This is a genomic window from Mesorhizobium sp. M0854, assembly GCF_040319815.1.
Taxonomy (GTDB): Bacteria; Pseudomonadota; Alphaproteobacteria; order Rhizobiales; family Rhizobiaceae; genus Mesorhizobium.
On record NZ_JAMYOL010000018.1, the window covers coordinates 31,352 to 58,271 of the forward strand.

Below are 26,920 nucleotides of genomic sequence, written 5' to 3' on the forward strand. Positions count from 1 at the left end.
ACGCGCCGAAATTCACAAAGGCCCGAAATTCACAAAGGACCAATCCGTGACAGACCACATCCTCGTCGAGCGCCAGGGCGCCATCCAGATCATCCGCATGAACCGTCCGGACAAGAAGAACGCCCTGACCCGCGCCATGTACGCGACGATGTCGGCGGCTCTTGCCGGCGGCGACGCCGATCCGGCGATCCGCGTCCATGTCTTTCTCGGCGTCCCCGGTGCCTTCTCGTCCGGCAACGACCTTGCCGATTTCATGGTCGTCGCCTCGGGCGGCGAAGGCGGTTCCGAGGTCTGGGATTTCCTGATGGCGCTGGCCAAGGTGGAAAAGCCGATGGTTTCCGGCGTCGACGGCATTGCCGTCGGTATCGGCACCACGCTCAACCTGCATTGCGACCTGACGTTCGCCACGCGGCGCACACTATTCCGAACGCCCTTCGTCGATCTCGGCCTTGTGCCGGAGGCAGGATCGAGCCTGCTCGCGCCGCAGATCCTCGGCCGCCAAGGCGCCTTCGCGCTGCTTGGCCTCGGCGAGGGCTTTTCGGCCGAGCGCGCGAAGGCCGCCGGGCTGATCTATGAGGTGGTCGAGGAAGAGGCACTCGAAGCATCGGTATTGGCGGCGGCGGGCCAGATCGCTGCCAAACCGCCGCAAGCGCTGAAGATCGCGCGCGACCTGATGCGCGGCTCGCGCGACGCCCTTGTCGAGCGCATCGGCCAGGAAAGCCAGCATTTCCGCGAGCGGCTCAAATCCGACGAGGCCCGCGCAGCCTTGACGGCCTTCATGACCAGGAAGAAGGCCTAGACCTTCTGGCCTTGTCTCGCATCGTGGACCCGCCGGCAGAAACCGGCGGGTTTTCTTGCCATGATCTCTTTGTCACATCGCCATTTTTTTACATTCGGCCTGGGCCTTTGCCGAAGACGTGTCGATCATGAACGTCTTGCCTTTGGCGTCGGTCATCAACATCATGCAATGCTTGATCGGTTTCGCCATTTTCATCATTTCGGCGCTCATCTTCGCGTCGGGCATCATGGTGCCCATATGCCCATCGGGCATGATCGCCATGACCTCCCCACCCTTCATCACCGTCATTGTCCCCATCGCGTCCTCCGCATAGGCTTGCGAAGCGAAAAGGCAGGCAAGACCGGCCAGCGTGACCAACCTGAATGAATGCATTGTTTCCTCCTGAATTTGCGCCAGCGGCGCGTTGAGCCCTTTCCTGGTTCGTTCCGGCAAGCTGGAACGTTTCACGCACACGAGATCGTGATCGTGGGAACTGGAAATCCGGCAGAAGCGGCCCGGCCTTGGCCGCCTTCATGACCAGGAAGAAGGGCTGAAAAAATGGGCAGCGGCGCTCCACCGTCGTGCCCTACGGATAAAGCCTCATTTTGTCCCAACCGCCCTCGGCGTTGCGCGAAAACACGACACGGTCGTGCAGCCGGAACGGACGGTCGTGCCAGAACTCGATGGTCTGCGGCACGATGCGGAAGCCTGACCAGTGTTTTGGCCGCGGGATGTCGCCGATCGCATGGCGCGCCGTGTATTCGGCGACCGCCTTTTCCAGCGCGAAGCGGCTCTCCAGCGGCCGCGACTGTTTGGAGGCCCAGGCGCCGATGCGGCTGCCGCGCGGACGGGTCGCGTAATAGGCGTCGGCTTCGGCGTCGGTGACGATCTCCACCGGGCCCCGCGCCCGCACCTGCCGGCGCAGAGATTTCCAGTGGAAGCACATCGCTGCTTTCATGCTGCCAAGGATCTCGCGGCCCTTGGCGCTCTCGAAATTCGTGTAGAAGACAAAACCACCCTCATCGAACCCCTTGAGCAGCACCATTCGCACATTCGGCATGCCCTCGGCATCGACCGTCGCCAGTGCGACGCTGTTGGGGTCGTTGATCTCGCTCTTCGTAGCGTCGTCGAGCCACGCCGCAAAAAGCCGGAACGGCTCCGCCGCCTCGGTAAAGTCACCGCTTGTTAACCCGGTTTCGCTCATAGTTTTCCCAAATTTGTCGCCGGCTGGGGAGATTGCCGATTGTCGCGTATCGCGCAAGCTTTTGACAGTGGGCAATGGAGCGTTATCGCTTCGGCCAGCGCCAAAGCCATGATCGTGACAATCATCCTGCCGCTTGCCGCCTGTGGCGGGGGCGGCTTCAGCCTGGAGCAGGCGGAGGTGGACCGCTCGATACTGACCTCGAGCACGCCGGCCTCAGTCACGCCGCTCGATCAGGACCGCGCTTCCGACCAGGCTACGATCCGCAACGCCGTGTCCTCCGCCGACGTCGAGCAACTGGCCGGGCAGGCCATTCCCTGGGCGAATGCCGACACCGGCTCGCGCGGCTCCATCACCGAGCTCGCAGAATTCAGGGCTAACGGTGAGACATGCCGTCGCTTCACCGCGTCGCGCGAGAGCTTCGACGGCGCCGCGCTGTTCAAAGGCGAAGTATGCCTGGCCGGCGGCAGCGCCTGGCGAATGCAGGACTTCAAGGCGCTCTGATTTTCCGCCGGCTATATAGCGGTAAGCCACTGGAATTTCTTCCTATGCAAGCGCATATAGGAGGCGATCATGGAACCACTCCTTCTCCAGGGCAGTAAGCATGCGCGACCCCTATGAGGTGCTGGGCGTTGCCAAGAACGCATCGGCCAAGGACATAAAATCGGCGTACCGGAAGCTCGCCAAGAAGTATCATCCGGACCAGAATCCGGATCCCAAGGCAAAGGAGCGTTTTGCCGCCGCCAATCAGGCTTACGAGATCGTCGGCGACGAGAAGAACCGGGCGGCTTTCGATCGCGGTGAGATCGACGCCGAAGGCAAACCGCGGTTTCAGGGTTTCGAGAGTGCGGCCGGCGGCGCCGATCCTTTCGCCGGTTTCCGCCGGCAGCAAGGGCCGGGCGGCGCGCATTTCGAATTCCGCACGGGCCGTCCCGGTGGTGACCCGTTCGACGGCAACAGCGACATCTTCAGCCAGATCTTCGGCGATGCTTTCAGCCAGCAGCGCGGTTCCGGCATGGGCGCCGGCCGCCGGATGCCGACCGCAGCCGACCTCAACGTGACGCTGGACGTCACCATCGAGGAGGCCGCAACCGCCGAGAAAGTGACGGCGATGTTCCCCGACGGCCGCAAGATGGCGGTCAAGTTGCCGGCCTATGTCGAGGACGGCCAGACCATCCGGTTGAAAGGCCAGGGTGAGCAAGGACCGGGGCAGCCGGGCGATGCGCTGGTCAAGATCCGTTTCCGCCGGCACCCGCGCTACCGCGTCGAAGGCCGCGACCTGCATGTCGACCTGCCGGTGGAACTGGCCGATGCGGTGCATGGCGCCAAGGTGGCGGTCGAAACCCCGACCGGCAGGATTGCGGTCAACGTTCCCCCTTGGTCGAGCTCGGACAAGGTTCTGCGGCTGAAGGGCAGGGGCCTGCCGGAAAAGGCCGGCGGTCACGGCGATCTCTACGCACACGTGCGGCTGATGCTGCCGGAGGGCGGCGACGCCGATCTCGAGGCGCTGATGCGCCGGCGAAAGGGCTGACGGTCGAAAAGGCCGGCGCTTGACGTCGTAAGCGGGCGTGAGTGGTTTCATGCCGCGTCGGTTATTGACAGGAAACGAGCAACCAGCGCCAGGAGCCGCCATTTGGCCGAAGTAGGTTCAACGTCAGCTAACGCCTCAAAGGCCGACATTTGCACGCGCCATAGTTCCGCTTCGCGAACACGGTCGAGGCCAGTCGACCGACTGGCGATGAGCCAGTTCGGCGGGGGTTAGCCGCACAAGCTTGTAGGGGTCGATCGATGCAGTCGCCAGGCCAGCAAGGTGGAGGGTCGCACCGCTGACCATCACCAGCGCATCGACGCCTGCGCCATTCTCCCTCTTGCCAGCCTGCTCGACGTGGCGGGCGAAATTTACCTCCGAGCCGACCAGAAAAGAGAAATCCCGCTGGCGATCGTTGACGAACATCACCTCGCCGGAGTGTAAGCCGATCCTGATGCGGCGCGACAGGGAGCCCATTGAACGCTTCCAAGCGTTGCCGAGCGAGATTTCCGGTACCAGTTCCGCGACGGCGGCCAGCGCCTTTAGCGCCGTTTCGCTGGGCGTCATTTCGCTCCCCAGCCAGAGAGCTAGCACGCCGTCGCCTGTAAAGTTTTGAACGATCCCCCCATTGGCCACCACGACCTGGCGGGTCAACGTGAAGTGCTCGATCATGAACCGCGTGGTTTCGATCAGGCCAAGTGCGCTCGCCAAGCCGGTCGAGTCCTCCACGTCGGTAAACATGATCGTGGCGATGGCGCGCTGGAATTTCGTTTCACCCATGCCGAATGACGGGAGCACGCGGTCAGTCTGTGGATTCGTATAGGCAGTGATCGGATGCATTGGAGTCCGGCCCCCGAGCGGTTTCAAATGTCGCTCGAATATGACTGGACGGCGTAGGCGGATCGTAAGCCCGCCGTGGCGGGCACGTCAGAATTACGTCAGAAATCCATTCGGGCCCGGCTTTGGCGGCTTGCAGCCGACCTTTTAGTCAAAATTCGGCGGGACCCTCAGCTCAGCAACTTACGGAGGTCAAGCAGCCCCGCTCCAAACTGCTGATCGAACGAAGGCACCCTTCTCTCGCAATTAGGGCTGTCCGGTAGAATCGGAACGTCAGCTTTTTTAAGCCAAGGCCATGAAACCTCCTTTGCGCCTGACTGGGTCATCTTCGCCTTAACCTCTATGCCGTTGAGCGGCCTACCGGTGGAGCGATGTTTCGACTGCAACAAAGCGGCTGCTCCCGCGACGATGGCCGAGGCTGCAGATGTTCCGCCAAATACTGTGTAGAGCCCGGCGCGGTCTCTGCTTTCGACGCCCGGTGGCTGGATTCCTTCCAGCTGTCCGCCGGAATAGCCGTGGTGGCCCGGGATGTCCGTGGTGAGCACGCCCTGCGGCGCGTATTCAACCTGGGGGAGCTTCTCGTAGATCTCGAAATTGTGGTCACGTGAACGCAGCGACTCACGGTCCAGTCGTATTTGGCAGCGTGTACACACCTCCTGGTCGTCGGACGGCGCGGAAATGGTGACGGAATTGTCGGTCGGATCGCCGCTGTAGTTGGAATATGCTGAACGTCTCGCCCGATAAGTGGCGGCCGCCACCGCAACCACGCCATTGCTTTCGCCGGCCTTGCTCGCCGGGTAAATCAGATGGTCGTAGCCATCGTTGCCGGCTGCGCAGATGATGGGGATTTCCTCGCTGATCGCCTCGAAAAGCGTCTCGAAATAATCCCAAATTGGCTTTGCCTGTTCGACCGAAGTATATCTGCTGTCGCCATATCCAGGATAGGAACGGTGCGCTCGCCATGGATCGGGTACTTCCCGGGGAAAGTGTATGACTGAAACCTTCTGGTCGCGGGCATAGAGGAACGCCAGAATGAGCTGCGCTGCGTCGGGCCGTGCTGAAATCTCGATCGGCAGGAGTTCAGCGCCTGGGGCGACCCCCCAATAAGGTATTGCGCCTTCACCGTTGCTAAATTGCCTCAACTTCGTGGGCGGAGCCGCAGGGGCGCCGACCATCAGCCCAGCGCAGGCGGTCCCGTGCGCTGAGTAGCGCATACGCGAGGTCTCAGCAGTCTCCTGAATTACGCCGCGCCCATCTTTCAGTGCTCGAAGCAGCGATTTCTGAACCTCGACTTCCTGCGCATTGTTCCTCGATTTGATCAGGCTTGCCGCCCACGCCCAGGTATCGTCGCCCACAAAGCTCTTGCTCTGCTTTTTTTCCGGCCCTCGCAAGACGAGCGGTTGCTGCTTGGGTGTGACGTAACTCAACCCGAAAGGGTGAGCGGCGAAGCTGACCGCAGAAAGGATACGAGGCTCGAGATTGGGATGGCTTGAGTTCACTCCCGTATCGATCTGGGCAATGACCTCGCCGTAACCGGGCTTGTCAGTACCCAACAAATCCCAGGCGTCGGCCTCCAGCAGGTATGCGGCCTCGTGCGGCAACCGCGCTTCAGGGATGCGCGGACGATCGCGTAAGGCGCCGATTGCGATCAGGTGCCACAGGTAGTGATACCAGTCATAACAAAGATGGCCTTCGCCCTTCTTGATGTCGTCCATCATGGCACCCACCTACCATTCGCTCTGGGCGCGTCGGATCGTTTCATCCATCGCGTCCACCAAGTACGGAGAAATGCGCGCAGCCAGTTCCTCGCCGGCATCGGTGTCGCTGGCGTAGTGCAGCCCGGCCCATTCCCTGTTCTCGGCCACCCGGCGGGCGCGCTCATAAACCGCGGTTACGCCGGCGTGCTCAGGCAGCATCCGTTGCAGAACGTTCGCCACTGCAAATGACTGAAATGAATGGTTGGACGGGTAGGAAGCGTGCGAGGGAACCGGAAGCGCCGGCCGCAGCCTCGGCTCAATGATGTTGGGCCGTGGCCGATTGAATCGATCTTTGTAGTTGAGCCCGATCTCCTCCGTGAGTTCGAGGATCGCAACGATCAATGCGCATGTCCCCTCGAAGCCCGCGAGAGTGTCTATTCCGAGCGGCGCCGTGTAGTCCAAAATCCCGAACGATGCTTGGCGGACGATCTCCTCGCGCCGCAGCGGGTCACCTTCCCTCCTCTTCTGCAGATCGATAAGCGCTTCTGTCTCCCTGAGGCTCTCTGAAGGTCCGGGCGGGGGATCGATAAGAATGTCCTCCCAGATCGCACCGAGATATTTGTTGGCGACGCTTAGTCCGATCCTGTGCAAGGCACGCTTGTCGTGCCACGCCGGCAAAGCCTCCTCGCCAGTTTCGAAAGCCGTTTGCCCCCTGCCGCGTCCCCGTCCTCGTCCGCGCCCTCTGCCCCTGCCTCGACCTCGACCTGCGCTCGGCCCCGCCAGGAAGGCTGGCGAAAGGCGCATGGCACCCTCCACAGGGTCATCAGAAATCGTTATCACGATCTGCTCTTCTTGAATCGACAGAACGCTGCTCTTGGTCATCATAGACGCGAAAGGATGCAGTTTTTCGCCGCCTCTATTTTTGATGTATTCCTCAAGAGATTTTTCAGGACTTGCGTCACCCAATATCAGCGGATATTGCCTTATGGCCGATCCACTTACTAAGAATCGGGCGCTAAACAACTTGTTATTGAGATAAATTGTCGACATCATGTCCACCCCTCAACTAAAGCTTCCAAATTTGATCCGCGCCAACTGGTGGTCGGAGCCTCGACGTAACGCCTGCGGTGCGCAGCGCTAGGGTGCGTACCTTGGCAGCGTTATCCGCGACAACCCGCTCTTGATAACCGAAACTCCGAGTACGCCTGCAATTGGATAATTCTCCTCCGAAAGCAGCTCGAGCGAGAAATCCGGCTCCCAGGCGCGCAAGCGTTCGATAGTTCGAACTGCCTCCACAGTCTGCCCCAAATGCCCGTGGCAGGCAGCCGAGTATCTCAAGGCGGGTAGGTATGTGGGTTGCTGCGCAAGGACACGCTCGCCGTGACGTATCCCCTCCTCGAAGCGCCCGTTCAGAGTTGCCAAGATGCAGCACGTGGTATCGATGCAGTAACGATACAGGGGAGGCCCGCCCAGTGCACGTGCGCGCATCGCATCCTCATAGCCACGCTTCACTTCGCCGAGATAGCCGAGCGTCAAGGCACGCATGTCCCAGCAAATGGCTTGTAGCGGGTTAGCGGCTATCGCTCGATCGGCGAGTTCCAGTGCCTGTGCGTATTCACGAAAGACGAACGAATGGGCATGAGCGGCCAACGCCAGGGTGATAGGATTGAAGGGGGCCACTTCGACGGCGCGACTGGCGCATTCCCGAACCTGATCGTGAAAGGTGCCCGAGCGGCCGACCCGTCTCTCGCCAAAGCGGGTGACAAACACAAACAGCTGCCACGCCAGATACGTGCTACGCGGGTCGAGCTCATATGCTTCGGCGAGCATGCGCTCCGCCGAATCCAGGTCCGTATCGCGCATGCGGAATACCTGTCGCAGCGCTGTCAATGCAAGCCGAGACGCCCGGTGTCGGGGCTCGTCGCGGATGGACTTAGGATCGAGAACGAATTCGAGGATCGAAAACACGATCTGATTGACCAACGACATCAGCTTCAGGCTCGCCGGGCCAGTCAGGTCGGCCGGCTCGAGAAAATCCGTATGCGACCACAAGAGCCGGCTGTCACCGGGCGCAATTAATGCAAATGTCAGGCCCACTCTGTCGCCCACCACCGTTGCCCTGGTTTGCAACAGCCAGTCTGGTAGCGCTGTGTCAGGCGCTTGGGTCAGCGGTCCCTGCGCTTGAAAATCCACGACGTCGACCACTTCGAAATTCAGGATCGATCGAACCACCAGATCCAGGACAAGGTCGCTGACGGCCCTGTTAGCGGAGCCCTCCGTCCACCTGGCATCGCGAACTAGGCCCAAGCATAGCCGCGACGAATTCAGAAGTGAGGCGCTTCGCTGTCCGGACAACTGATCTGCCGCGGCAACAGGAAAGACGTTTGCTGGCACTGTGCGAGGCCGGGGCCATTGGCTTCTTTGCTCACGAAGCCAATCCTCGAACTCTGGATCGCGAATATCGAGGCCCTCAAGCAGATCACGCGTGGCAGAGCCTTCGGGTGGATCGTTCAAATCGATGCCGATCGAAGCGACGTCGAGTCGAACCACATCACGATCGGTCGAGATTAGATCAATGCCGGCGCTGCGGAGCGACTTCCGAACCTCGGACAGCTCCTGCCGCAAGCTTGCTGCACCCTGCTCCTCGCCGCGAGTGCTCCAGAGCTTGCTTTGCAGCCATTTTCGGCTCCGCGTACCGTTGGGTGCCAGGGCGAGCATGGCCAAGAGCGCCTTAGACCGTCTGCCATGCGGCGTGACGTCCGCGCCATCCGCGCTCTCAATCGCGAATGGCCCAATCAATCTAAGGAAAGGACGGCAATCCGAGTACACTAGCGGCCCCTCGCGTCCCCGCACCCTAATATAGCATCTGCTAATATAAGTCTATCTGTAATTCTCGGCTTCCGTGAGGTCAAACCTACACGTGGCAAAGGATTCGAGACGGGATTTCTGCTGTGACGGAAGGACTCGGTAGCGACATCAAGCGGTCGTTCGATGTAAGCGGTCCCATTGTCGGCTTGGGGTCATGAGCGTGCTTCGGCCACGGGCCAACGAACTTCCGCCAAAGGGTCCTCTTCCGCCGTGCCACACGGACACTAGGTGTCGGATTTTTCCCACCGGCCCATGACTGCAAGGTCAAAGCGCTACAGCGTCCTTTGCACCTCCAAAGGACGCGCGGCACTGCTGAGCACCGCTTTGTCCCGCGAACTGTCCGCTTTGAACGCTTGAAGGGGCACTGTGGCTGTGCGATAGGCACTCCACAAAGCAGAGAACCTTTCGGAGAGCCTGACATGGCGGGTGGACGGGGCCTTATGGCCGGCAAGCGCGGCCTTATCCTTGGCATCGCCAACAATCGCTCGATCGCTTACGGCATCGCCAAGGCCTGTGTCGACCATGGCGCCGAGATCGCGCTGACCTATCAGGGCGAGGCGTTCAAGAAACGCGTCGAGCCGCTCGCGGCGGAACTGGGCGCGCATGTCGCCGGCCATTGTGATGTGACCGACCCGGCCAGCCTCGATGCGGTGTTCGAAAATGTCAACAAGCACTGGGGTGGCAAGCTCGATTTCCTCGTCCACGCCATCGCCTTTTCCGACAAGGACGAACTGACCGGCCGCTATGTCGAGACGACGCGCGACAATTTCCTGCGCACCATGGATATTTCGGTCTATTCCTTCACCACCATCGCCAAACGTGCCGAGGCGCTGATGGCCGACGGCGGCTCGCTGCTGACGCTGACCTATTACGGCGCGGAAAAGGTGATGCCGCACTACAACGTCATGGGTATCGCCAAGGCGGCACTCGAGGCCAGCGTGCGCTATCTGGCCGTCGATCTCGGCGCCAAGAAGATCCGCGTCAACGCGATCTCCGCCGGCCCGATCAAGACGCTTGCCGCATCCGGCATCGGCGATTTCCGCTACATCCTGAAGTGGAACGAATACAATTCGCCGTTGAAGCAGACGGTCACGCAGGAAGAGGTTGGCGATTCCGGCGTCTATTTCCTGTCCGACCTTTCGCGCGGCGTCACCGGCGAGATCCATCATGTCGATTCCGGCTATCATGTCGTCGGCATGAAGGCGGTCGACGCGCCGGATATTTCGACGGTCAAGGACTGACGCCACCGCCTGACCTCTTCCGGAAGACCTGATGTACCCGCTCGTCTATATCGTGCGCCACGGCCAGACGGCGTGGAACGCCGAGGCCCGGCTGCAGGGGCAGGCCGATACCGACCTCAACGAGCTCGGCCGCGAGCAGGCTAGCCGCAACGGGCGCAGGCTGGCCGAACTCATCGACAAGCCCGAAGATTTCGATTTTGTCGCCAGCCCGATGCGGCGCACGCGCGAGACGATGGAGCGCCTGCGCGCGGCGATGAAGCTCGATCCGCACGCCTATCGCACCGAGCCGCTGCTCGTGGAATTGAGCTTTGGCGACTGGCAGGGCTTCACCTTTGCCGAACTCGAGGCGAACAATCCCGGTTCGACCAGGCGCCGCCGCCTCGATAAATGGAATTTCCAGCCGCCCGGCGAGGGCGCCGAAAGCTACCAGATGCTGCTCGAACGGGTGAAGCCGTGGTTCGACGCGCTCGATCGCCAGACGGTCTGCGTGACCCATGGTGGCATCATGCGCGTAATGTTCCGCTTGGTACTGGGGATGTCCGAACAAGATGCGGTCAGCATGGAAGTGCCGCAGGATCGCGTGCTCAGACTGGACGGCCGGCGCCTGGAGTGGCTCTGAGACCGATGACCTAGCGTATGTTGAGATCAGGTCGGGCCGGCATCAGCTGAATATCGACGCGTCCTACTCGGTCGATCCGGTGTCCGGCAATTCCATGTCGGTGACGACGTTCTCGCCATTGGTCACGTCGTAGGCGAGGACGATGTCCATGCCTGGCTTCAGCGCATCGAGGTCGGTTTCGGCGTTCAGCTTGTAGGACTTGCCGTCGTCCAGCGTCAGCGTCAGCGCATCCTTGTCGACCTTCTTGATCAGGCCTTCGGTCTGGCCGGCGAAGGCGGCGGTGGAAATCAACAGCGTGGCGGCAACAGCGCCAATCAGGATACGCATCATCGTCCTCTTTAATCATTGCCGGTACAGCGGCTCGGTCCAACGGAACGGAACTGAGCAGAAACCAATCGAATGTGTCAAAACTAAATCCGCGGGATCACAGTTTGACCACTGTGGAAAACGCCAATAGAAGGCAGGCGACAGTGTCGCGCGTCCTCCTGGACGCGCAAGGGACGCTGTAGCACTTTTGATTTTGTGCATGATCCTTTCCGAAAATCGCTCCGATTTTCGGGCTCATGCGCTGAGCCGGCTCCGACGCCGGCAGGGCTGGTTCCATGTCGCACAACACGTTCGGCCATCTTTTCCGCGTCACCACCTGGGGCGAAAGCCACGGGCCGGCGCTGGGCTGCGTCGTCGACGGCTGTCCGCCAGGCATCCGCTTCACTCGCGACGAGATCCAGGCCGAACTCGACAAGCGCCGCCCGGGCCAGTCACGTTTTGTGACGCAACGTCGCGAACCTGACGAGGTGAAGGTCCTGTCCGGCTTCATCCTCGATGAGGACGGTGAGACGATGATCACCACCGGCACGCCGGTGTCGATGCTGATCGACAATATCGACCAGCGCTCCAAAGATTACGGCGACATCGCCCGTCAGTTCCGGCCGGGCCATGCCGATTACACTTACGAGGTCAAATACGGCCTGCGCGATTACCGCGGCGGCGGCCGCTCCTCGGCGCGTGAGACGGCGGCGCGGGTGGCGGCCGGAGCGCTTGCCCGCAAGGTCGTGCCCGGCATGGTGGTGCGCGGCGCGCTGGTGTCGATGGGCGATAAATCGATCGATCGCGCCAATTGGAACTGGAATTTCGTCGGCGACGCCGAAAACCCGTTCTTCACGCCTGATCCGGCGTCCGTCGCCGTCTTCACCAAATATCTGGACGGCATCCGCAAGGCGGGCTCCTCGGTCGGTGCGGTCATCGAGATCGTCGCCGACGGCGTTCCGGCGGGGCTTGGCGCGCCGATCTATGCCAAGCTCGACCAGGACATCGCCGCCGGCCTGATGTCGATCAACGCCGTCAAGGGCGTCGAGATCGGCAACGGTTTCGAGGCCGCCCGCATCACCGGCGAGGAGAATGCCGATGAGATGCGCATGGGCAATGACAGCAAGCCGGTCTTCCTGTCCAACAATGCCGGCGGCATCCTCGGCGGCATCTCGACCGGCCAGGCGATCGTCGCGCGTTTCGCCGTCAAGCCGACCTCGTCGATCCTGACGCCGCGAAAGTCGATCGACAAGGACGGTAACGACGTCGAGATCATGACCAAGGGCCGGCACGATCCATGCGTCGGCATCCGCGCCGTACCGATCGGCGAGGCGATGGTTGCCTGCGCCATTGCCGATCATTATCTGCGTCATCGGGGACAAACGGGAGGGGAGTAGGGGAGTAGGGGAGTAGGGGAGTAGGGGAGTAGGTTACGCAGCTCCCACGACAGCATTTTTTCCTTTTCCCTACTCCCGTACTGCCCTACTGCCTTACTCCCCTGTTCCCGCGAGCGAAGCGAGCACCCATGCCCTACGACCAGAAGAAAATCGTCGAAGCCCTGCGCGCCTTCGAGCGCGGCGAGATCGTCGTCGTCATGGACGATGACGGCCGCGAGAACGAGGGCGACCTGATCGTAGCCGCCGTCCATTGCACGCCGGAAAAGATGGCGTTCATCGTCCGCAACACGTCAGGCATCGTCTGCACGCCGATGCCGCGCGAGGAAGCAAAGCGGCTCAACCTGTCGCCGATGGTGGCTGACAATGATTCCGCCCACACCACCGCCTTTACCGTCAGCGTCGACTTCAAGCACGGCACCACGACCGGCATTTCGGCGGACGACCGCACGCTGACGGTGCGCAATCTCGCCAATGGCAATGTCGGCGCGTCCGATTTCGTGCGCCCCGGCCACATCTTTCCGCTGATCGCGCGCGAAGGCGGCGTGCTGATGCGTTCGGGCCATACCGAAGCCGCTGTCGACCTCTGCAAGCTCGCCGGCCTGCCGCCGGTCGGCGTCATTTCCGAGCTGGTCAATGATGACGGCACCGTTATGCGTGGCCCGCAGGTGCAGGCCTTCGCCGAAAAGCACGGGTTGAAGCAGATCTCGGTTGCCGACCTTATCGGCTACCGGCAACGCAAGGAAACGCTGGTCGAGCGCGTCGCCTGTTCCGACATCGAGACGCCGGGCGGCAAGGCGCAGGTCTTCACCTACACGCTGCCCTGGGACTCCATGCATCACGTGGCGGTCGTCTTCGGCGATATCCGCGACGGCGTCGAGGTGCCGGTGCGCCTTCATTCCGAGGACGTGGTCAGCGACGTCTTCGGCACCAGCCACAGGCTGGACGCCATCATGAAGGCAATGGGCGAGCGCCAACGCGGCGTCATCGTCTATCTGCGCGAAGGCTCGGTCGGCGTCGCCCATCAGGAGCGCAAGCGGCCGGCTGCCGGCGACCGCGAGGACCATGAAGAGGCTCGCCGCCGCGAAAACGAATGGCGCGAGATCGGCCTCGGCGCGCAAATCCTCAAGGATCTCGGCATTTCCTCGATCAATCTGATCGCCTCGCGCGAGCGCCATTATGTCGGCCTCGAAGGTTTTGGCATCCACATCGCCAAGACCGAGATTCTTTAGGCCATTCTCACGGTGCTGGTATGCGTCCGGCCCCGGCTCGGGCCGGACGCACCGGAAACTATTCCGCAGCGACCGCGGCTGCGTCGCATGCAGCCATGTCGCAGTCCGGCGCGGCAAGGCTGCGCTGGCCGGCGAGCACGATGACCAGCGCGATTGTGCCCGATGCCACCGATACCCAGAACCCGTTCTGCGCGCCGAAAGCGTCCACCACCCAGCCGGCGGCGAACGAGCCGAGCGCCATGCCGATGCCGATGCCGGTCATCACCCAGGTCACGCCTTCGGTCAGCACCGCCTCGGGCACGCGCCGCTCGATCAGGCCGAATGCTGTGATGAAGGTCGGCGAGATTGCCACGCCGCTGACGAAGACGGCCAGTGCCAGCAGCGGCACGGTGTCGGCGACGAGCAGCGGCAGCGTGGTAAGCGCAATGATGGCGATTGCGATGGCAAGCTGAATCTGCAGCGGCACTTTCAGGTTCAGGGCGCCGATGATGATGCCGACGACGAACGATCCGAGCGCGTAGACGCCGATGACGAAGCTGGCGGCGCCCGGCTGGCCAAGCTCCTTGGTGATCGCCACGGTGCTCACCTCCGTGGTGGCGAAGGTCGCGCCGATGAAGATCAGGGCCAAGGTGATGATCTGGACCGGCCGCAGGCGGATTGCCGAGCCGCCCGAACCGTGTTCCACCGGTCGGGCTCGCGGTTCGGTCGAGCGCTGCAGGATGAAAGCCGTCGAACCGAAGGCGAGGAACAATGTGCTCGCGAGCACTCCTGCTTCCGGGAAAAGCGCGACGCTCAGTCCGACCGACAGCGATGCGCCGGCGATGTACACCAGTTCGTCCGCCGCCGACTCGAAGGCGAACGCCGTGTTCAACTCGGGGCGGTTGCGAAAAATCTCGGTCCAGCGTGCGCGCACCATTGCCGGTATGCTGGGCATGACGGCGGCGAGCAGCGCCGAGACGAATAGCGTCCATATCGGCCAATGCTGATTGGCCGCTGCAATCAGGATCGCAAAAGCGAGCGTGGAAATCACAGTGGTCGGCACCACAATCCGCGTCTGGCCCAGGCGGTCCACGAGTCGCGATACCTGCGGGGCGACGAAAGCGTTGGCCAGCGCATATGTCGCGGAGACGGCACCGGCCAGCCAGTATTCGCCATCGGTCTGCGACAGCATCGCGACGATCCCGATCGGAGCCATGGCCATCGGCAGCCGGGCAACGAAGCCGGCGGCGGCAAAGCCCTTGGCGCCCGGCGCGCGAAAGATCTGGGAATAGGGATTTTGCATGGTTTGGTTCCTCGACAACGGCCGGTTCGGCGATTACATACGTGGCGTATGACTTTAAATAGATCATACGCGGCGTATGTCAATTGGCATACGAGACGTATGTTAATAGGGCCAGAGCATGCATAGACCACGCAAGGAGATGATTGCCGAAACCCGCGCCAAGCTGATCGGAGCGGCGCGCCAGGCCTTCGGCACGCTCGGCTATGCCGAAGCCTCGATGGATGACTTCACGGCATCGGCCGGGCTGACGCGCGGTGCGCTCTATCATCACTTCGGCGACAAGAAGGGCCTACTCCAGGCGGTTATCGCCGAGATCGACGCCGAAATGGCAGCCCGGCTGAAGGTCGTTTCGGCCAAGCCGGGCAATCTCTGGCAGGGCTTTGTCGACGAATGCACCGCCTATATCGAGATGGCACTGGAGCCGGAGATCCAGCGTATCGTGCTTCGTGACGGGCCGGCGGTGCTCGGCGATCCATCGCAATGGCCAAGCCAGAGCACATGCATCCGCTCGATGACGGAGAGCCTGCAAAGACTGAGCGACGAGGGGACAATTCTCGCCGTCGATCCCGAAGCCGCGGCAAGGCTGGTCAGCGGCGCCTCGTTGCATGGGGCGCAGTGGATCGCAAATTCGAACGATCCCGAAGCGACGTCGAAGAAGGCAGTGAAGGCGTTCAAGGTTCTTCTGGAAGGGCTGCTCAATCGCACCGGCAAGCTGCCTAAGCCTGATCGATCGTCAGCGAAGCAGCCCCAGATTGACCGATCACCGGCCTGAGGTCATTCTTTTCGCCGATCCCAGGCGGCTCGCGGTGGGCTCAGCCGACGCCGGTTGCCTAAACCCTGTTGAACATCGCCTCACCAGCGCGCGAAAACATGGCCAAAGCGGCGAGGCGCGCCTATATCGGGGCATGGTCACGCGACTTTATACCCACCCGATTTTCCTCGAGCACATAACACCGCCCGGTCATCCGGAGCGGCCGGACCGTTTGCGCGCCATAGAGCGTGTGCTTGACGACGAGGCGTTCGCGGCGCTCGATCGCGTCCAGGCGCCGGAAGGCAACGAGGCAACCATCCTCTACGCACATCCGCCCGAATTCGTCGAACGGGTCCGTGCAGCGATACCGGACACCGGCATCGCCCGTATCGATGCCGACACCACCGCCAGCCCGAAGAGCTGGCAGGCGGCCGTGACCGCGATCGGCGCAGCCAACGCCGCGGTCGACGACGTCTTCACCGGCCGTGCCGAAAACGTCTTCGTCGCCGCACGGCCGCCCGGCCATCATGCCGAAAAGACCACCTCCATGGGTTTTTGCCTGTTCAACACCGCCGCGATCGCGGCACGCTACGCGCAGAAGAACCATGGCGCCGACCGTGTCGCCGTCGTCGACTGGGATGTACATCACGGCAACGGCACGCAGGACATTTTCTGGGACGATCCATCGGTGCTCTATTGCTCGACACACCAGATGCCGCTTTACCCGGGAACCGGGGCTGTGAGCGAAACCGGCGCCGGCAACATCGTCAACGCGCCGCTGGCGCCGCAGAGCGGCAGCGATAGTTTTCGCGACGCCTTTCTGTCACGCATCCTGCCGGCGCTCGACAATTTTGCGCCCGATCTCATCATCATCTCCGCCGGTTTCGATGCCCACCACCGCGATCCGCTGGCCGAGATCAACCTGACTGAGGATGATTTCGACTGGGCGACCGGCCAGTTGCTCGAACGAGCCGGGCGCCATAGCCGCAACCGGCTCGTCAGCGTGCTCGAGGGCGGCTACGATCTGCAGGGATTGGCATTTTCAGTCGCCGCCCATGTCGGGCGGCTGATGAAGGGATAGATGATGGCTGGTGAGACTAACGAGGATATCAAGGCGATGAGCTTCGAGCAGGCGCTCGAGGCGCTGGAGAGGATCGTCGACGATCTGGAGCGCGGCGACGTTCCGCTCGACCAGTCGATCCGCATCTACGAGCGCGGCGAGGCGCTGAAGGCGCATTGCGACCGGCTGCTGAAGGCGGCCGAGGACAAGGTCGAGAAAATCAGGCTGTCGCGTGACGGCAAGCCGGTGGGGACAGAGCCGTTGGACGCGGATTGAGGCGCGGCCTCGAACGACAATTTTGCTTACCGGCTTTGGACATCATCACGATTGAGGATAAAACTCATCCCGTTTGAAACGGCTCCAGGACGAGAGGAGATTGCGAAGGATGTGCAGAAACATCAAGACCCTGTTCAATTTCGATCCGCCGGCAACCAATGACGAGGTCCGCGATGCCGCACTTCAGTTTGTCCGCAAGCTGAGCGGAACGACGCGGCCGTCGAAACAGAACCAGCATGCGTTCGACCATGCCGTCGAGGCCATTGCCGCCTCGGCGCGCGAATTGCTCGACAGCCTCGAGACGACGCAGCATCCGCGCAATCGCGAAGAGGTGACGGCCAAGGCGAAGGCCAAATCCGCACTTCGCTTCGCCTGAGGGGACCGTGTGAGCTTCTTTCCCGGAAACGATCCGCAGATAGGCGATGCCTTCGCCAGCGATCAGATCGAGCTGATGGTCATTCCGAATGCCAAGGATATTGGCGGATTTCAGGTTCGCCGCGCCCTGCCGACGGCCAGGCGCCGGCTGGTCGGACCTTTCATCTTCTTCGACCGCATGGGTCCAGCCGTTCTGCGAGCGGGCCAGGCGCTCGACGTGCGTCCGCACCCACATATCGGCCTGTCTACGGTGACTTACCTGTTCGACGGCAAGATCAGGCACCGCGATTCGCTCGGCACCGAGATGGTAATCCAGCCCGGCGACGTGAATTTGATGACCGCCGGCCGTGGCATCGTCCATTCGGAGCGCACGCCGGAAGAACTGCGCGGCGCGCCGATGTCGGTTTCCGGCCTGCAGACATGGCTGGCGCTGCCGGACGGCAAGGAGGAGGTCGCGCCGGTCTTCGAGAACACCGCAGCCCTGCGCCTGCCCGAAGTCGAGGCCGAGGGGGTCAGCGGCCGTGTGATCATCGGTGCGTTTTCCGGACTGCGCTCCCCGGTCGCCACCGCTTCGGACACACTTTATGCCGATCTCAGGCTGGCGCCGGGTGCCGGCGTGAAAATCCCGGCCGATGCCGAGGAGCGCGCCATCTATACGCTGGAAGGCGAGGTTTCGATATCCGGTGACCGCTTCCCGGCCGAGCGGCTGCTGGTCTTCCGGCCCGGCGACGAAATCGTTGTCTCATCGGAACGCGGCGCCCATTTCATGCTGTTTGGCGGCGCCTCGCTCGGTTCGAAACGCTATATCTGGTGGAATTTCGTATCGTCCTCAAAGGAACGCATCGAGCAGGCGAAAGAAGAATGGAAGACAGGCCGCTTCGATATCGTTCCTGGAGACGAGCAAGAGTTCATCCCGCTGCCCGAAAGCTGATGCGCGTTACCGCCACATTTACATTCGCCGGCCAGCGGCATATTTCACGATGAACAGAAAATCTGACCAGGCTCGCAAACAGTGAACGCAAAGCCCGATACGCCGCTTCTCGACAAGGTCCGCGTCCCAGCCGATTTGCGCACGCTTGCCGAAGGCGACCTGCCGCAGCTTGCGTCAGAGCTTCGCGCCGAACTGATCGACGTCGTTTCCCACACCGGCGGCCATCTCGGCGCCGGCCTTGGCGTGGTCGAGTTGACCGTCGCGCTGCACTACGTCTTCAACACGCCGGACGACCGGCTGATCTGGGACGTCGGCCACCAGGCCTATCCGCACAAGATCCTGACCGGCCGCCGCGACCGCATCCGCACGCTGCGCCAGGAGGGCGGCCTGTCCGGCTTCACCCGTCGCGTCGAGAGCGAATACGATCCGTTCGGCGCAGCCCACTCCTCGACCTCGATTTCAGCCGGCCTCGGCATGGCGATGGCGCGCGATCTGTCCGATGGCCGCAACAATGTCATTGCCGTCATCGGCGACGGCGCCATGTCGGCCGGCATGGCCTATGAGGCGATGAACAATGCCGGCGCACTCGATGCCCGGCTGATCGTCATCTTGAACGACAACGATATGTCGATCGCTCCGCCGACCGGAGCAATGAGCGCCTATCTGGCCCGTCTGGCGTCGGGCAAGACCTATCTGGGCTTGCGCGATTTCGGCAAGAAGCTGACGTCATATCTCGGCGAGCGCGCCGATCGCGCCATCAAGCGAGCGGTCGAGCATGCGCGCGGTTACGTCACCGGCGGCACGTTGTTCGAGGAAATGGGGTTCTACCACATCGGCCCGATCGACGGTCACAACCTCGAGCACCTGATCCCGGTGCTGAAGAACGTCCGCGACAATGCCGACGGCCCGGTGCTGATCCATGTCGTGACCCAGAAGGGCAAGGGCTACGCCCCGGCCGAGGCGGCGGCCGACAAATATCATGGCGTCAACAAATTCGACGTCATCACCGGCGCCCAGGCCAAGGCGCCCGCCAATGCGCCGAGCTACACCAAGGTGTTTGCCGAAAGCCTGATCCAGGAGGCCCGAGAGGACGACCGCATCGTCGCCATCACCGCCGCCATGCCGAACGGCACCGGGCTTGACCTGTTCGGCGAGGCGTTTCCGGCGAGGACCTTCGATGTCGGCATCGCCGAGCAGCATGCGGTGACCTTCGCCGCCGGCCTTGCCACGGAAGGCTTCAAGCCTTTCGCGGCGATCTACTCGACCTTTCTCCAGCGCGCCTACGACCAGGTCGTCCACGACGTGGCGATCCAGAAATTGCCGGTGCGCTTTCCGATCGACCGCGCCGGCTTCGTCGGCGCCGATGGTGCCACCCATTGCGGCGCCTTCGACACGACCTTCCTGGCGACGCTGCCCGGTTTCGTCGTCATGGCCGCGGCCGATGAGGCCGAGCTGCGCCACATGGTACGCACCGCTGCAAGCTACGATGACGGCCCGATCGCCTTTCGCTACCCGCGCGGCAACGGCGTTGGTGTCGAGATGCCGCAACGCGGCTCGGTATTGGAGATCGGCAAGGGCCGGATCGTCAGGGAAGGCACCAAGGTTGCGCTGCTTTCCTTCGGCACCAGGCTGCAGGATTGCCTGGCCGCGGCCGAGGAGCTTGGCGCGGCCGGGCTTTCGACCACGGTCGCCGATGCCCGTTTTGCCAAGCCGCTCGACGAGGACCTGATCCGGCGGCTGGCCCGTTCACACGAGATACTGGTGACGGTGGAAGAGGGCGCGGTCGGCGGCTTCGCCAGCCATGTGCTGCAGTTCCTGGCCCATGAAGGGCTGCTGGAGAGCGGCCTGAAGGTGCGCCCGTTGGTGCTGCCCGACACATTTGTCGACCATGCCAAGCCGGAAAAGATGTATGCCGATGCCGGGCTGGACAGCGCCGGCATCGTGCGCACCGTGTTCGTGGCGCTGGGGCATACCGCGCAGGCCCAGCGCGCCTAGTTTTTAGACGCATTTCCCGCGACGCCGAAGCGATTCAACTTGGCTGCAAGATGCTAGCCTGAATCAATATCTCAACTGCTTGAATCAAATTGCCGGCGAACAGTCGTAACCTGCTGTTTACGCTGCCGTTTGGCGATTTGCTTACCGTGTCCTTTGGCCGTTCTTCAACGCTGCCCTGCTAGAAGGCAACCAGGCAGGGGAAAGAAGACCAATGAGATCGCTTTTGGGCGGCATCGCGCTTGCGGCCATCTTCGCCGCGTCGGCCGGGGCCGAAACGCGCTACGACCGCAAACTCGAAGAGGCGGTGATGGGCATCGTCGCCGGCAAGATCGGCGAGATCCGTGGCGGCTTTTCCTACAAGCAGGCGCCGCAATTTGTCGTCATGCCAGATACCTCACCGAAGGCGTCAATTTCCGTTGACCGGCCGCGCCCGCAGGTGTTCGGCGACAGCAGCGACGGTCTGACGCCGGCCGTCGAACGGCGGGTTTCGCGGACCATATTCTAAAGCATGATCCCGAAGAGACTCTAGAAACTAGAACCACATATCCCGCACACAGCGACCATCTCTCGGCAAATCCTCGAATGCATCGAGACCATCGAAATGGTCGATCGGGAGATCGGCGACGGCCTCGGGCGGCGCAAGCCTCACATTGACGGCGATGCGGTAGCGCCCAGCCGCATCGGGATGCAAACCGCGCCAGGCCAGGACGCAAGCGCAGGTTGGGCAGAAGAGAATCTCAAGCGAAGGATGAGCCTTTCCGACGCGCCGATAGGCGCTTACGGGCCCGGCAAGGCGGATGCGTTCGTCGACATGGTCATAAGCCCAGAGCGTGCCGTAGCGACGGCAAAGTGTGCAATTGCAGGCAGTGATCGAACCGGGATCGCCCTCCAGGGTCCAGTGGGCTGCGCCGCAGTGGCAGGTTCCCGTCAGCATGTTTCCTCCTCCACGTTTCGACGGCTAAACGGCATCTCTTTCTTAGCATTGCGTCGGGTCTCGTGCGAGGCTCGACAAACAGCGCAGCGGCTTGATGCGCTCACCCGCCTTGTCTGATCGCCAAATTCCTTGCCATCATCGTTGGCTTTCGCCATGAAGGCCGATGACTTCCCTTCCGCCAGCCAGCATACGCCAGCGGCTCGACGAATTGCTCGTCCAGCGCGGTCTGTTTGCCAGCCGCTCGCGTGCCCGCGACGCGGTCGAGCGCGGCACCGTGACGGTCGATGGCATCGTCGCCCTCAAGCCGGGCCAGGCCGTTCTGCCTGAGTGCAATATTGTCGTTGACGATCCGGCGCAGGGTTACGTGTCGCGCGCCGCACTGAAGCTGAAGGCTGGTCTCGACCATTTCGCCCTCGACCCCACCGGCAGCGAAGCGCTCGATGTCGGCGCCTCGACCGGCGGCTTCACGCAGGTGCTGCTCGAACGCGGCGCGGCGCATGTCACGGCGATCGATGTCGGGCACGGCCAGATGCACTCCGACATTGCCGGCGATCCGCGCGTGACGGTAATTGAAGGCCTGAATGCGCGCGAACTGTCGGCCGCCGATCTCGGCGGCCGTGTGCCGGATTTCATCGTGTCGGATGTCAGCTTCATATCGCTGAAACTGGCGCTGCCGCCGGCGCTTGCCTTGGCCAGGAATGGCGCAAAAGCTGTGTTTCTGGTCAAGCCGCAATTCGAGGCCGGCCGCGAGGCGATCGGCAAGGGCGGCCTGCTGAAGGACCCCTATGATGCGGCGCGCATTGCCGGCCTGATGCAGGACTGGCTCGATGCCATTCCCGGCTGGCGCTCGCTGGGGCTTCATCTGTCACCGATAGAGGGCGGCGACGGCAACCGCGAGTTCCTGCTCGGCGGCATCAAGGACGTCGAGACCCAGAAGCGATGAGCACCCGTTTCACGATCGCAAGGTTGGGCTCGCAGGGCGACGGCATCGCCGAGACGGAAACCGGCGAGGTTTTCATTCCGTTCGCGCTGCCGGGAGAGGTCGTCACCGCCGCGCGGGAGAAAGATCGCGCCACCTTGATGTCGGTCGTTGAGGCTTCGCCGTTGCGGGTCGATCCGCCGTGCCGGCATTTCGGCGCATGCGGCGGCTGCGCCGTCCAGCATCTCGAGACTGAAGCCTATCACCGGTGGAAGCGCGAAAAGGTCGTGCATGCGCTGAAGAGCAAGGGCATCGCTTCCGATGTCGGGGCGCTGGTGCCGTGCGCACCGCACACGCGCCGCCGCGTCGTCTTCACCGCCCGGCGGAGCGAGGCGCGAATGCAGTTCGGCTTCGTTCGCGCGCTGTCATCCGAGATCATCTCGATCGAGGAATGCCCGATCTCGGCGCCGCAGATCGTCGCTGCGCTCGACCGTTTGAGGATGCTTGCCGGACTGATCTGCACCACGACCAAATCGTTCCACATGGCGGTGACGGTGACCGGTTCCGGCCTCGATGTCGCGGTTCACGATTCCGGCAAGCTCGGCGAGAACCAGCGCCGCGTCGCTTCCAACTTCGTCATCGCCGAGGGGCTAGCCAGGCTGTCGGTCGACGGCGAGGTCATCATCGAACCAAACAAACCGGTCGTCCTGTTTGGTGGCGTCGCCGTCGCAGTGCCGCCTGGCGCTTTCCTGCAGGCGACCGAGGCTGCCGAACAGGCGATGGCCAACATTGTCGGCCAGCATTTCGCGCGCGCCAAAAAGGTCGCCGATCTCTTCGCCGGCTGCGGCAGCTTCGCGCTGCGCCTGGCCGCAAGATCTGAGGTTCATGCGGTGGAAGGCGATGCGGCAGCACTCGCGGCGCTCGACCGGGCATTCCGTTTCGCCAGCGGCCTGAAGCGGGTGACCGGCGAACGTCGCGACCTGTTCCGGAGGCCGCTCACATTCAAGGAGTTGAATGCCTTTGACGGCGTTGTCTTCGACCCGCCTCGCGCCGGCGCCGAGGACCAGTCGAAGCAGATCGCGCGCTCCTACGTGCCGCTCGTCGCTGCGGTGTCTTGCAATCCGGTAACGCTGGCGCGGGACCTACGCATCCTCATGGACGGCGGCTATACCCTGAAGAGCGTGACGCCGATCGACCAGTTCCTGTGGTCGCCGCATGTCGAGGCCGTGGCGCTGTTGGAGAAGCCGAGACGAAGACGCTAGCAGCCAGGGCCTGAAACGCGCACCAAAAAAGCACATTTTTAGCGCACGTCGTTCAGACCGTGCTAGGGAATTGCCATGAGCACCGCAGCCTTCGAAATTTCGCCATCGTGCTTCGGCGAGGAGCGGGCGCCGTTTCTCTCGCCAAGGCGGGTCGCTGAACTGCTAGGGGTCAATACGACAGAACTGGCGGGGCTGACCGGTCTCGCGCGCAACACGCTTGCCGCCGAGTCCGGTGCGCGCAAGGTCGACGCCGCATTGAGTCCCATCGTCCGTATCCTGGCGATGGCCGGCGAGATGGCCGGTGATGAACATCGTGCGGCGATCTGGTTCAAGCATCAGCCGATCCCCGGTTGGGCCGGAAAGACCGCCTACGATCTGGTTCGCGAAGGCAAGACGGACAAGGTGCTTGCCTATCTGGAGGCAGTCCGCTCCGGCATCTATGCCTGAAACCAGGCTGACCCTGTGGCGCGCTTTTGTGCCGCGCTGGGCCGCTGTGAGCTGCTATGCTTCTTGCACGCGTTCGTATCCGGCCGCCTTCGCGGCCCTGACGAACTTGCGGTCAAAAGTCGCGAAGCCGGCGCAGTGAGCGGACTTGCCCAGATGCAGCGCATCAGCGAAATCCAACCCCTGTTCCGAGAGGTCGAGCGCGGACGACACGACCGCCCCGTCTTCCACCTCTACCGTGGGAAGCCCGCTAAACACCCGTAGCGTACGGGCGATTTCAAGCGGCGCAAAACCGTAGGCGCTGCGCAACACCCATTCGACTTCCAGCATCACCGTGACGGCGACAAAGACCGGCTGGCTATCGATCAGCGCCCGGGCGCGGGAAGACTGCGACGGGTGATCGCCCGTCAGGTAGCGGACGATCAGGTTGGTATCAATTGCGAGCATGGCGCCGCCGCGCTTCGGCGAGCACGCCCGCGTCCATTTCCTCCAACGTCTTCGGCCTGCCACTATAGCGCAGCGATCCAAACACGTCCTCTGGCCGTGTCTCGGCGAAGACTGGCGCAGGCTTCAGTAGCACGCCCTCCGGGGTATCCTCGACCAGAAGGCGTGTGCCGGCATGCCATTCCCTCCGTTTCCGGATCGCGCTGGGCAGGATGACCTGTCCCTTGGTCGAGACCGTAGTTACGAGCTTCTTTGCGGCAGCCATCTGCGCACGTCCTTAGGTGTAAGACGAATGTAAGATAGTCGAAGCTCTCCGCAAATTCAAGGCGCAAGCTACTCCTACTTAAAGCGATGACAAGGCAGTGGGCGACGGGGATTGGTTGTTCCGGAGCGGCGATAATTCGGCGTCAACTCCATCAAACCCTGGTGCCGCCGACTGTCATCTGGTTCATCCTGAGATGCGGCTGGCCGACGCCGACCGGCACGCCCTGTCCGGCCTTGCCACACATGCCGATGCCGGTGTCGAGCTTCATGTCGTTGCCGATCATCGCCACACGATGCATGGCATCCGGCCCGTTGCCGATCAGCATGGCGCCCTTGATCGGTTGCGTCACCTTGCCGTTCTCGATCATGTAGGCTTCGGTGCAGCCGAACACGAACTTGCCCGAAGTGATGTCAACCTGGCCGCCACCGAACGACACGGCATAGATGCCGTTCTTGACCGAGGCGATGATCTCGTCCGGCTCCATGTCGCCCGCTGTCATGTAGGTGTTGGTCATGCGCGGCATAGGCTCGTGCGCGTAACCTTGGCGTCGCCCGTTGCCGGTGGCTTTCATGCCCATCAGCCGGGCGTTCTGGCGGTCCTGCATGTAGCCGACCAGCTTGCCATCGTCGATCAGCACGTTATGGGCCGATGGCGTGCCCTCATCGTCGACGGTAAGCGAGCCACGCCGCTCGGGCAGGGTGCCGTCGTCAACGACGGTGACGCCTTTCGCCGCCACCTGCTGGCCAAGCAGGCCGGCAAAGGCCGACGTCTTCTTGCGGTTGAAATCGCCCTCCAGCCCGTGGCCGACGGCCTCGTGCAACATGACGCCCGGCCAGCCGCTCGACAGCACGATGTCGAAAGTGCCGGCAGGTGCTGGAACCGCTTCGAGATTGACCAGCGCTTGCCGCAATGCCTCCTTGGCCGCGTGCCGCCAGCTGTCCTCGATCAGGAATTCACCAAAATCCTTGCGGCCTCCCATGCCGTAGGAGCCGCTCTCCTGGCGGTCGCCGTCGCCGACCACCACCGACACGTTGATCCTGACCAGCGGACGGATGTCGCGCACCATCTGGCCGTCGGCGCGCATGATCTCGACATGCTGCCAGGAGGCGGCGAGCGACGCCGTCACCTGCCTGACGCGCGGATCCTCGGCCCGCAGCCATGCATCGATTTCCTGAAGCAGCTTGGCCTTGGCCTCGAAGGAAGGCGAGGGGATAGGGTTTCCGTCGCCGTAGAGGTGGCGGTTGGTGCGGGCAGGCGCTGCGGCAAGCGTGCCGGAATAGCCGCTCTTCACCGTCGAAACGGCATCGGCGGCGCGCAGCAGCGAGGCTTCGGAGAGATCGCTGGAATGGGCGTAGCCGCTGGCTTCGCCGGCGACGGCGCGCAGGCCGAAACCCTGGTCGGTGTTGAAATTCGCGGTCTTCAGCTTGCCATTGTCGAACATCAGCGATTCGCTTTCGCTATATTCGAGAAACAGTTCGCCGTCGTCGGCGCCGTTAATAGTCTCGGCAACGATTTGCTTGATGCGATCGTCGGAAATGTCAAATTGGCCGATCAGGCTGTTCATGGCAGGTCCATTCGCAGGAGGATTGTTTCCCACGATGTAGGCGCGAAGGCCCGCACAGACAATCTGAAATGAGATTTGCCGTGACCTCGGCCGGTCAACATCACTGGATCGTGCTACAAGACCAGTCTCAAGGCAGGGCGGCGAAGCCGTCGGCGAAACCCTTGAGGTCGACGGGAATGCCGATGCCCTCTTCCGGCGTCTGGAAGACGATGAAGGTGGCGGACGTACCGGTCTTCAGCGTGTCGAGCAGCGGCTTTTCCAGGATGACCTCGGCATAGCAGCCGTCCTGGAAACAGCGCACGAAATAGGCGCGGCCGATATCCTTGCCGTCGACATTGAGGCCGAGGCCGTTGGGCAACAGCACGCCGAGCGGCGCCAGCACACGCAGGATTTCGGCCTTGTTGTCGGCTGTGCGCAGCACGACGACGGAAAGACCCATTTCCGGACGGTCCTCGGCGACGACGTTCTGCATCATCACGCATTGTTCGGATGTAGCACCGGCGGGCGTATCGCAGATGATCGACCACGCCCCATGCGTCGACTTCACCGTGCCGCTTGGCTGCGCGGCATTGGCCAGGCCGGCACCGGACAAGCCTATTGCGGCGGCAACAAAGATGACCTTCGCCAAGGTTCTCGAAAGCCAAGGGTTCATGACGGCTCCATTGCGAATCACGGCACTTTAAGCCGCACTAAACCCAAGTAAAGGACGAGACCCCG

General features: G+C 62.5%; 30 protein-coding genes. 17 read left to right on the forward strand and 13 right to left on the reverse strand.

Annotation, left to right across the window (positions count from 1 at the left end):
• Positions 1 to 46: 46 nt before the first annotated feature.
• On the forward strand, positions 47 to 799 hold the full coding sequence (locus NKH99_RS23165; protein WP_352681144.1) for a crotonase/enoyl-CoA hydratase family protein: 753 nt from the start codon (positions 47 to 49) through the stop codon (positions 797 to 799).
• A 72-nt stretch (positions 800 to 871) separates the two neighbouring features.
• Here the strand turns inward: NKH99_RS23165 and NKH99_RS23170 are convergent, their stop codons facing one another.
• Both NKH99_RS23170 and pdxH read right to left on the reverse strand, forming a co-directional pair.
• A complete protein-coding gene (locus tag NKH99_RS23170) occupies positions 872 to 1,156 on the reverse strand; it encodes a hypothetical protein (protein WP_353015768.1) in 285 nt (94 codons plus the stop codon).
• 208 nt (positions 1,157 to 1,364) lie between these two features.
• On the reverse strand, positions 1,365 to 1,982 hold the full coding sequence (gene pdxH / locus NKH99_RS23175; RefSeq protein ID WP_352501971.1) for a pyridoxamine 5'-phosphate oxidase: 618 nt from the start codon (positions 1,980 to 1,982) through the stop codon (positions 1,365 to 1,367).
• Between the two features lie 39 nt (positions 1,983 to 2,021).
• Here pdxH and NKH99_RS23180 point away from each other — a divergent pair, with 39 nt between their 5' ends.
• Complete coding sequence (locus NKH99_RS23180; protein WP_353015771.1) at positions 2,022 to 2,483, forward strand: RT0821/Lpp0805 family surface protein; 462 nt, start codon at positions 2,022 to 2,024, stop codon at positions 2,481 to 2,483.
• A 100-nt stretch (positions 2,484 to 2,583) separates the two neighbouring features.
• Positions 2,584 to 3,510 (forward strand): DnaJ C-terminal domain-containing protein, encoded by a 927-nt coding sequence (locus NKH99_RS23185; RefSeq protein WP_352993834.1) that lies wholly within the window; start codon positions 2,584 to 2,586, stop codon positions 3,508 to 3,510.
• Between the two features lie 135 nt (positions 3,511 to 3,645).
• On the opposite strand, the gene NKH99_RS23190 is transcribed toward NKH99_RS23185, so the two are convergent.
• The 4 genes from NKH99_RS23190 to NKH99_RS23205 form a co-directional block, all read right to left on the reverse strand.
• Entirely contained in the window at positions 3,646 to 4,347 is a 702-nt protein-coding gene (locus tag NKH99_RS23190) for an adenylate/guanylate cyclase domain-containing protein (RefSeq protein ID WP_352501968.1), read from the reverse strand.
• A 167-nt stretch (positions 4,348 to 4,514) separates the two neighbouring features.
• Complete coding sequence (locus NKH99_RS23195; RefSeq protein WP_352821176.1) at positions 4,515 to 6,062, reverse strand: S8 family peptidase; 1,548 nt, start codon at positions 6,060 to 6,062, stop codon at positions 4,515 to 4,517.
• A 9-nt stretch (positions 6,063 to 6,071) separates the two neighbouring features.
• Positions 6,072 to 7,094: a phosphatase PAP2 family protein gene (locus tag NKH99_RS23200; RefSeq protein WP_353015773.1), complete on the reverse strand. Its 1,023-nt coding sequence runs from the start codon at positions 7,092 to 7,094 to the stop codon at positions 6,072 to 6,074.
• 84 nt (positions 7,095 to 7,178) lie between these two features.
• Positions 7,179 to 8,759 (reverse strand): hypothetical protein, encoded by a 1,581-nt coding sequence (locus NKH99_RS23205; protein ID WP_352547542.1) that lies wholly within the window; start codon positions 8,757 to 8,759, stop codon positions 7,179 to 7,181.
• A 569-nt stretch (positions 8,760 to 9,328) separates the two neighbouring features.
• Between NKH99_RS23205 and fabI the strand changes: the two genes are divergently transcribed.
• Both fabI and NKH99_RS23215 read left to right on the forward strand, forming a co-directional pair.
• Positions 9,329 to 10,150: an enoyl-ACP reductase FabI gene (fabI, locus tag NKH99_RS23210; protein ID WP_353015775.1), complete on the forward strand. Its 822-nt coding sequence runs from the start codon at positions 9,329 to 9,331 to the stop codon at positions 10,148 to 10,150.
• A gap of 31 nt (positions 10,151 to 10,181) precedes the next feature.
• Positions 10,182 to 10,769, forward strand: a complete 588-nt coding sequence (locus NKH99_RS23215) for a histidine phosphatase family protein (protein WP_352456876.1) — start codon at positions 10,182 to 10,184, stop codon at positions 10,767 to 10,769.
• 63 nt (positions 10,770 to 10,832) lie between these two features.
• On the opposite strand, the gene NKH99_RS23220 is transcribed toward NKH99_RS23215, so the two are convergent.
• Positions 10,833 to 11,096: a DUF1344 domain-containing protein gene (locus NKH99_RS23220; RefSeq protein WP_023716902.1), complete on the reverse strand. Its 264-nt coding sequence runs from the start codon at positions 11,094 to 11,096 to the stop codon at positions 10,833 to 10,835.
• A 275-nt stretch (positions 11,097 to 11,371) separates the two neighbouring features.
• Between NKH99_RS23220 and aroC the strand changes: the two genes are divergently transcribed.
• Together aroC and ribB are read left to right on the forward strand one after the other, a co-directional pair.
• The gene (aroC, locus tag NKH99_RS23225) at positions 11,372 to 12,472 is read left to right on the forward strand and encodes a chorismate synthase (RefSeq protein WP_353015777.1); all 1,101 of its coding nucleotides are present in this window, start codon (positions 11,372 to 11,374) and stop codon (positions 12,470 to 12,472) included.
• Positions 12,473 to 12,600: 128 nt separating this feature from the next.
• Positions 12,601 to 13,701 carry a 3,4-dihydroxy-2-butanone-4-phosphate synthase gene (gene ribB, locus NKH99_RS23230; RefSeq protein WP_352449900.1) on the forward strand — a complete coding sequence of 367 codons (1,101 nt, stop codon included), beginning with the start codon at positions 12,601 to 12,603 and terminating at the stop codon, positions 13,699 to 13,701.
• Between the two features lie 58 nt (positions 13,702 to 13,759).
• Here ribB and NKH99_RS23235 read toward each other — a convergent pair whose 3' ends face one another.
• On the reverse strand, positions 13,760 to 14,983 hold the full coding sequence (locus NKH99_RS23235; RefSeq protein WP_353015779.1) for an MFS transporter: 1,224 nt from the start codon (positions 14,981 to 14,983) through the stop codon (positions 13,760 to 13,762).
• Positions 14,984 to 15,101: 118 nt separating this feature from the next.
• Between NKH99_RS23235 and NKH99_RS23240 the strand changes: the two genes are divergently transcribed.
• The 7 genes from NKH99_RS23240 to NKH99_RS23270 all read left to right on the forward strand — a co-directional run bounded on the left by NKH99_RS23240 (position 15,102) and on the right by NKH99_RS23270 (position 20,876).
• On the forward strand, positions 15,102 to 15,755 hold the full coding sequence (locus NKH99_RS23240) for a TetR/AcrR family transcriptional regulator (RefSeq protein ID WP_352470664.1): 654 nt from the start codon (positions 15,102 to 15,104) through the stop codon (positions 15,753 to 15,755).
• Between the two features lie 133 nt (positions 15,756 to 15,888).
• A complete protein-coding gene (locus NKH99_RS23245) occupies positions 15,889 to 16,815 on the forward strand; it encodes a histone deacetylase family protein (RefSeq protein ID WP_352969342.1) in 927 nt (308 codons plus the stop codon).
• 3 nt (positions 16,816 to 16,818) lie between these two features.
• The gene (locus NKH99_RS23250) at positions 16,819 to 17,070 is read left to right on the forward strand and encodes an exodeoxyribonuclease VII small subunit (RefSeq protein WP_353015781.1); all 252 of its coding nucleotides are present in this window, start codon (positions 16,819 to 16,821) and stop codon (positions 17,068 to 17,070) included.
• 109 nt (positions 17,071 to 17,179) lie between these two features.
• Positions 17,180 to 17,446 (forward strand): DUF2277 domain-containing protein, encoded by a 267-nt coding sequence (locus NKH99_RS23255; protein WP_352768737.1) that lies wholly within the window; start codon positions 17,180 to 17,182, stop codon positions 17,444 to 17,446.
• Between the two features lie 9 nt (positions 17,447 to 17,455).
• Positions 17,456 to 18,376: a pirin family protein gene (locus tag NKH99_RS23260; protein ID WP_352821156.1), complete on the forward strand. Its 921-nt coding sequence runs from the start codon at positions 17,456 to 17,458 to the stop codon at positions 18,374 to 18,376.
• A gap of 81 nt (positions 18,377 to 18,457) precedes the next feature.
• Entirely contained in the window at positions 18,458 to 20,371 is a 1,914-nt protein-coding gene (gene dxs / locus NKH99_RS23265; RefSeq protein WP_023674120.1) for a 1-deoxy-D-xylulose-5-phosphate synthase, read from the forward strand.
• Positions 20,372 to 20,582: 211 nt separating this feature from the next.
• A complete protein-coding gene (locus NKH99_RS23270; protein WP_352449894.1) occupies positions 20,583 to 20,876 on the forward strand; it encodes a hypothetical protein in 294 nt (97 codons plus the stop codon).
• Positions 20,877 to 20,903: 27 nt separating this feature from the next.
• Here the strand turns inward: NKH99_RS23270 and NKH99_RS23275 are convergent, their stop codons facing one another.
• Complete coding sequence (locus tag NKH99_RS23275; RefSeq protein ID WP_352449893.1) at positions 20,904 to 21,305, reverse strand: GFA family protein; 402 nt, start codon at positions 21,303 to 21,305, stop codon at positions 20,904 to 20,906.
• A 163-nt stretch (positions 21,306 to 21,468) separates the two neighbouring features.
• On the opposite strand from NKH99_RS23275, the gene NKH99_RS23280 reads away from it, so the two are divergent.
• From NKH99_RS23280 to NKH99_RS23290, 3 genes are all read left to right on the forward strand, one after another.
• A complete protein-coding gene (locus NKH99_RS23280) occupies positions 21,469 to 22,248 on the forward strand; it encodes a TlyA family RNA methyltransferase (RefSeq protein WP_352449892.1) in 780 nt (259 codons plus the stop codon).
• Positions 22,245 to 23,486 (forward strand): class I SAM-dependent RNA methyltransferase, encoded by a 1,242-nt coding sequence (locus NKH99_RS23285; protein WP_353015783.1) that lies wholly within the window; start codon positions 22,245 to 22,247, stop codon positions 23,484 to 23,486. The genes NKH99_RS23280 and NKH99_RS23285 overlap by 4 nt, the downstream gene beginning before the upstream one ends.
• A gap of 75 nt (positions 23,487 to 23,561) precedes the next feature.
• Positions 23,562 to 23,933, forward strand: coding sequence for an antitoxin Xre/MbcA/ParS toxin-binding domain-containing protein (locus NKH99_RS23290; RefSeq protein WP_352470658.1), 372 nt, complete (start codon positions 23,562 to 23,564; stop codon positions 23,931 to 23,933).
• A gap of 54 nt (positions 23,934 to 23,987) precedes the next feature.
• Here NKH99_RS23290 and NKH99_RS23295 read toward each other — a convergent pair whose 3' ends face one another.
• From NKH99_RS23295 to NKH99_RS23310, 4 genes are all read right to left on the reverse strand, one after another.
• The gene (locus NKH99_RS23295; protein WP_023674128.1) at positions 23,988 to 24,377 is read right to left on the reverse strand and encodes a type II toxin-antitoxin system VapC family toxin; all 390 of its coding nucleotides are present in this window, start codon (positions 24,375 to 24,377) and stop codon (positions 23,988 to 23,990) included.
• Positions 24,364 to 24,639, reverse strand: a complete 276-nt coding sequence (locus tag NKH99_RS23300) for an AbrB/MazE/SpoVT family DNA-binding domain-containing protein (protein WP_352449889.1) — start codon at positions 24,637 to 24,639, stop codon at positions 24,364 to 24,366. The genes NKH99_RS23295 and NKH99_RS23300 overlap by 14 nt, the downstream gene beginning before the upstream one ends.
• A 151-nt stretch (positions 24,640 to 24,790) precedes the next feature.
• Positions 24,791 to 26,203 (reverse strand): metalloprotease TldD, encoded by a 1,413-nt coding sequence (gene tldD / locus NKH99_RS23305; RefSeq protein WP_352501957.1) that lies wholly within the window; start codon positions 26,201 to 26,203, stop codon positions 24,791 to 24,793.
• Positions 26,204 to 26,330: 127 nt separating this feature from the next.
• The gene (locus tag NKH99_RS23310) at positions 26,331 to 26,855 is read right to left on the reverse strand and encodes an invasion associated locus B family protein (protein WP_352449887.1); all 525 of its coding nucleotides are present in this window, start codon (positions 26,853 to 26,855) and stop codon (positions 26,331 to 26,333) included.
• Positions 26,856 to 26,920 lie beyond the last annotated feature (65 nt).

What these genes read in the sequence shown, in the direction of transcription:
- tldD (WP_352501957.1), bottom strand. Translation starts at nt 26,203, where the DNA reads ATGAACAGCCTGATCGGCCAATTTGACATTTCCGACGATCGCATCAAG.
- NKH99_RS23200 (WP_353015773.1), bottom strand. Translation starts at nt 7,094, where the DNA reads ATGATGTCGACAATTTATCTCAATAACAAGTTGTTTAGCGCCCGATTC.
- NKH99_RS23190 (WP_352501968.1), bottom strand. Translation starts at nt 4,347, where the DNA reads ATGCATCCGATCACTGCCTATACGAATCCACAGACTGACCGCGTGCTC.
- NKH99_RS23205 (WP_352547542.1), bottom strand. Translation starts at nt 8,759, where the DNA reads ATGCTCGCCCTGGCACCCAACGGTACGCGGAGCCGAAAATGGCTGCAA.
- NKH99_RS23295 (WP_023674128.1), bottom strand. Translation starts at nt 24,377, where the DNA reads ATGCTCGCAATTGATACCAACCTGATCGTCCGCTACCTGACGGGCGAT.
- pdxH (WP_352501971.1), bottom strand. Translation starts at nt 1,982, where the DNA reads ATGAGCGAAACCGGGTTAACAAGCGGTGACTTTACCGAGGCGGCGGAG.
- NKH99_RS23185 (WP_352993834.1), top strand. Translation starts at nt 2,584, where the DNA reads ATGCGCGACCCCTATGAGGTGCTGGGCGTTGCCAAGAACGCATCGGCC.
- NKH99_RS23235 (WP_353015779.1), bottom strand. Translation starts at nt 14,983, where the DNA reads ATGCAAAATCCCTATTCCCAGATCTTTCGCGCGCCGGGCGCCAAGGGC.
- NKH99_RS23240 (WP_352470664.1), top strand. Translation starts at nt 15,102, where the DNA reads ATGCATAGACCACGCAAGGAGATGATTGCCGAAACCCGCGCCAAGCTG.
- NKH99_RS23250 (WP_353015781.1), top strand. Translation starts at nt 16,819, where the DNA reads ATGGCTGGTGAGACTAACGAGGATATCAAGGCGATGAGCTTCGAGCAG.
- NKH99_RS23215 (WP_352456876.1), top strand. Translation starts at nt 10,182, where the DNA reads ATGTACCCGCTCGTCTATATCGTGCGCCACGGCCAGACGGCGTGGAAC.
- NKH99_RS23290 (WP_352470658.1), top strand. Translation starts at nt 23,562, where the DNA reads ATGAGCACCGCAGCCTTCGAAATTTCGCCATCGTGCTTCGGCGAGGAG.
- NKH99_RS23220 (WP_023716902.1), bottom strand. Translation starts at nt 11,096, where the DNA reads ATGCGTATCCTGATTGGCGCTGTTGCCGCCACGCTGTTGATTTCCACC.
- ribB (WP_352449900.1), top strand. Translation starts at nt 12,601, where the DNA reads ATGCCCTACGACCAGAAGAAAATCGTCGAAGCCCTGCGCGCCTTCGAG.
- NKH99_RS23310 (WP_352449887.1), bottom strand. Translation starts at nt 26,855, where the DNA reads ATGAACCCTTGGCTTTCGAGAACCTTGGCGAAGGTCATCTTTGTTGCC.
- fabI (WP_353015775.1), top strand. Translation starts at nt 9,329, where the DNA reads ATGGCGGGTGGACGGGGCCTTATGGCCGGCAAGCGCGGCCTTATCCTT.
- NKH99_RS23255 (WP_352768737.1), top strand. Translation starts at nt 17,180, where the DNA reads ATGTGCAGAAACATCAAGACCCTGTTCAATTTCGATCCGCCGGCAACC.
- aroC (WP_353015777.1), top strand. Translation starts at nt 11,372, where the DNA reads ATGTCGCACAACACGTTCGGCCATCTTTTCCGCGTCACCACCTGGGGC.
- NKH99_RS23275 (WP_352449893.1), bottom strand. Translation starts at nt 21,305, where the DNA reads ATGCTGACGGGAACCTGCCACTGCGGCGCAGCCCACTGGACCCTGGAG.
- NKH99_RS23285 (WP_353015783.1), top strand. Translation starts at nt 22,245, where the DNA reads ATGAGCACCCGTTTCACGATCGCAAGGTTGGGCTCGCAGGGCGACGGC.
- NKH99_RS23245 (WP_352969342.1), top strand. Translation starts at nt 15,889, where the DNA reads ATGGTCACGCGACTTTATACCCACCCGATTTTCCTCGAGCACATAACA.
- NKH99_RS23270 (WP_352449894.1), top strand. Translation starts at nt 20,583, where the DNA reads ATGAGATCGCTTTTGGGCGGCATCGCGCTTGCGGCCATCTTCGCCGCG.
- NKH99_RS23280 (WP_352449892.1), top strand. Translation starts at nt 21,469, where the DNA reads ATGACTTCCCTTCCGCCAGCCAGCATACGCCAGCGGCTCGACGAATTG.
- NKH99_RS23195 (WP_352821176.1), bottom strand. Translation starts at nt 6,062, where the DNA reads ATGATGGACGACATCAAGAAGGGCGAAGGCCATCTTTGTTATGACTGG.
- NKH99_RS23300 (WP_352449889.1), bottom strand. Translation starts at nt 24,639, where the DNA reads ATGGCTGCCGCAAAGAAGCTCGTAACTACGGTCTCGACCAAGGGACAG.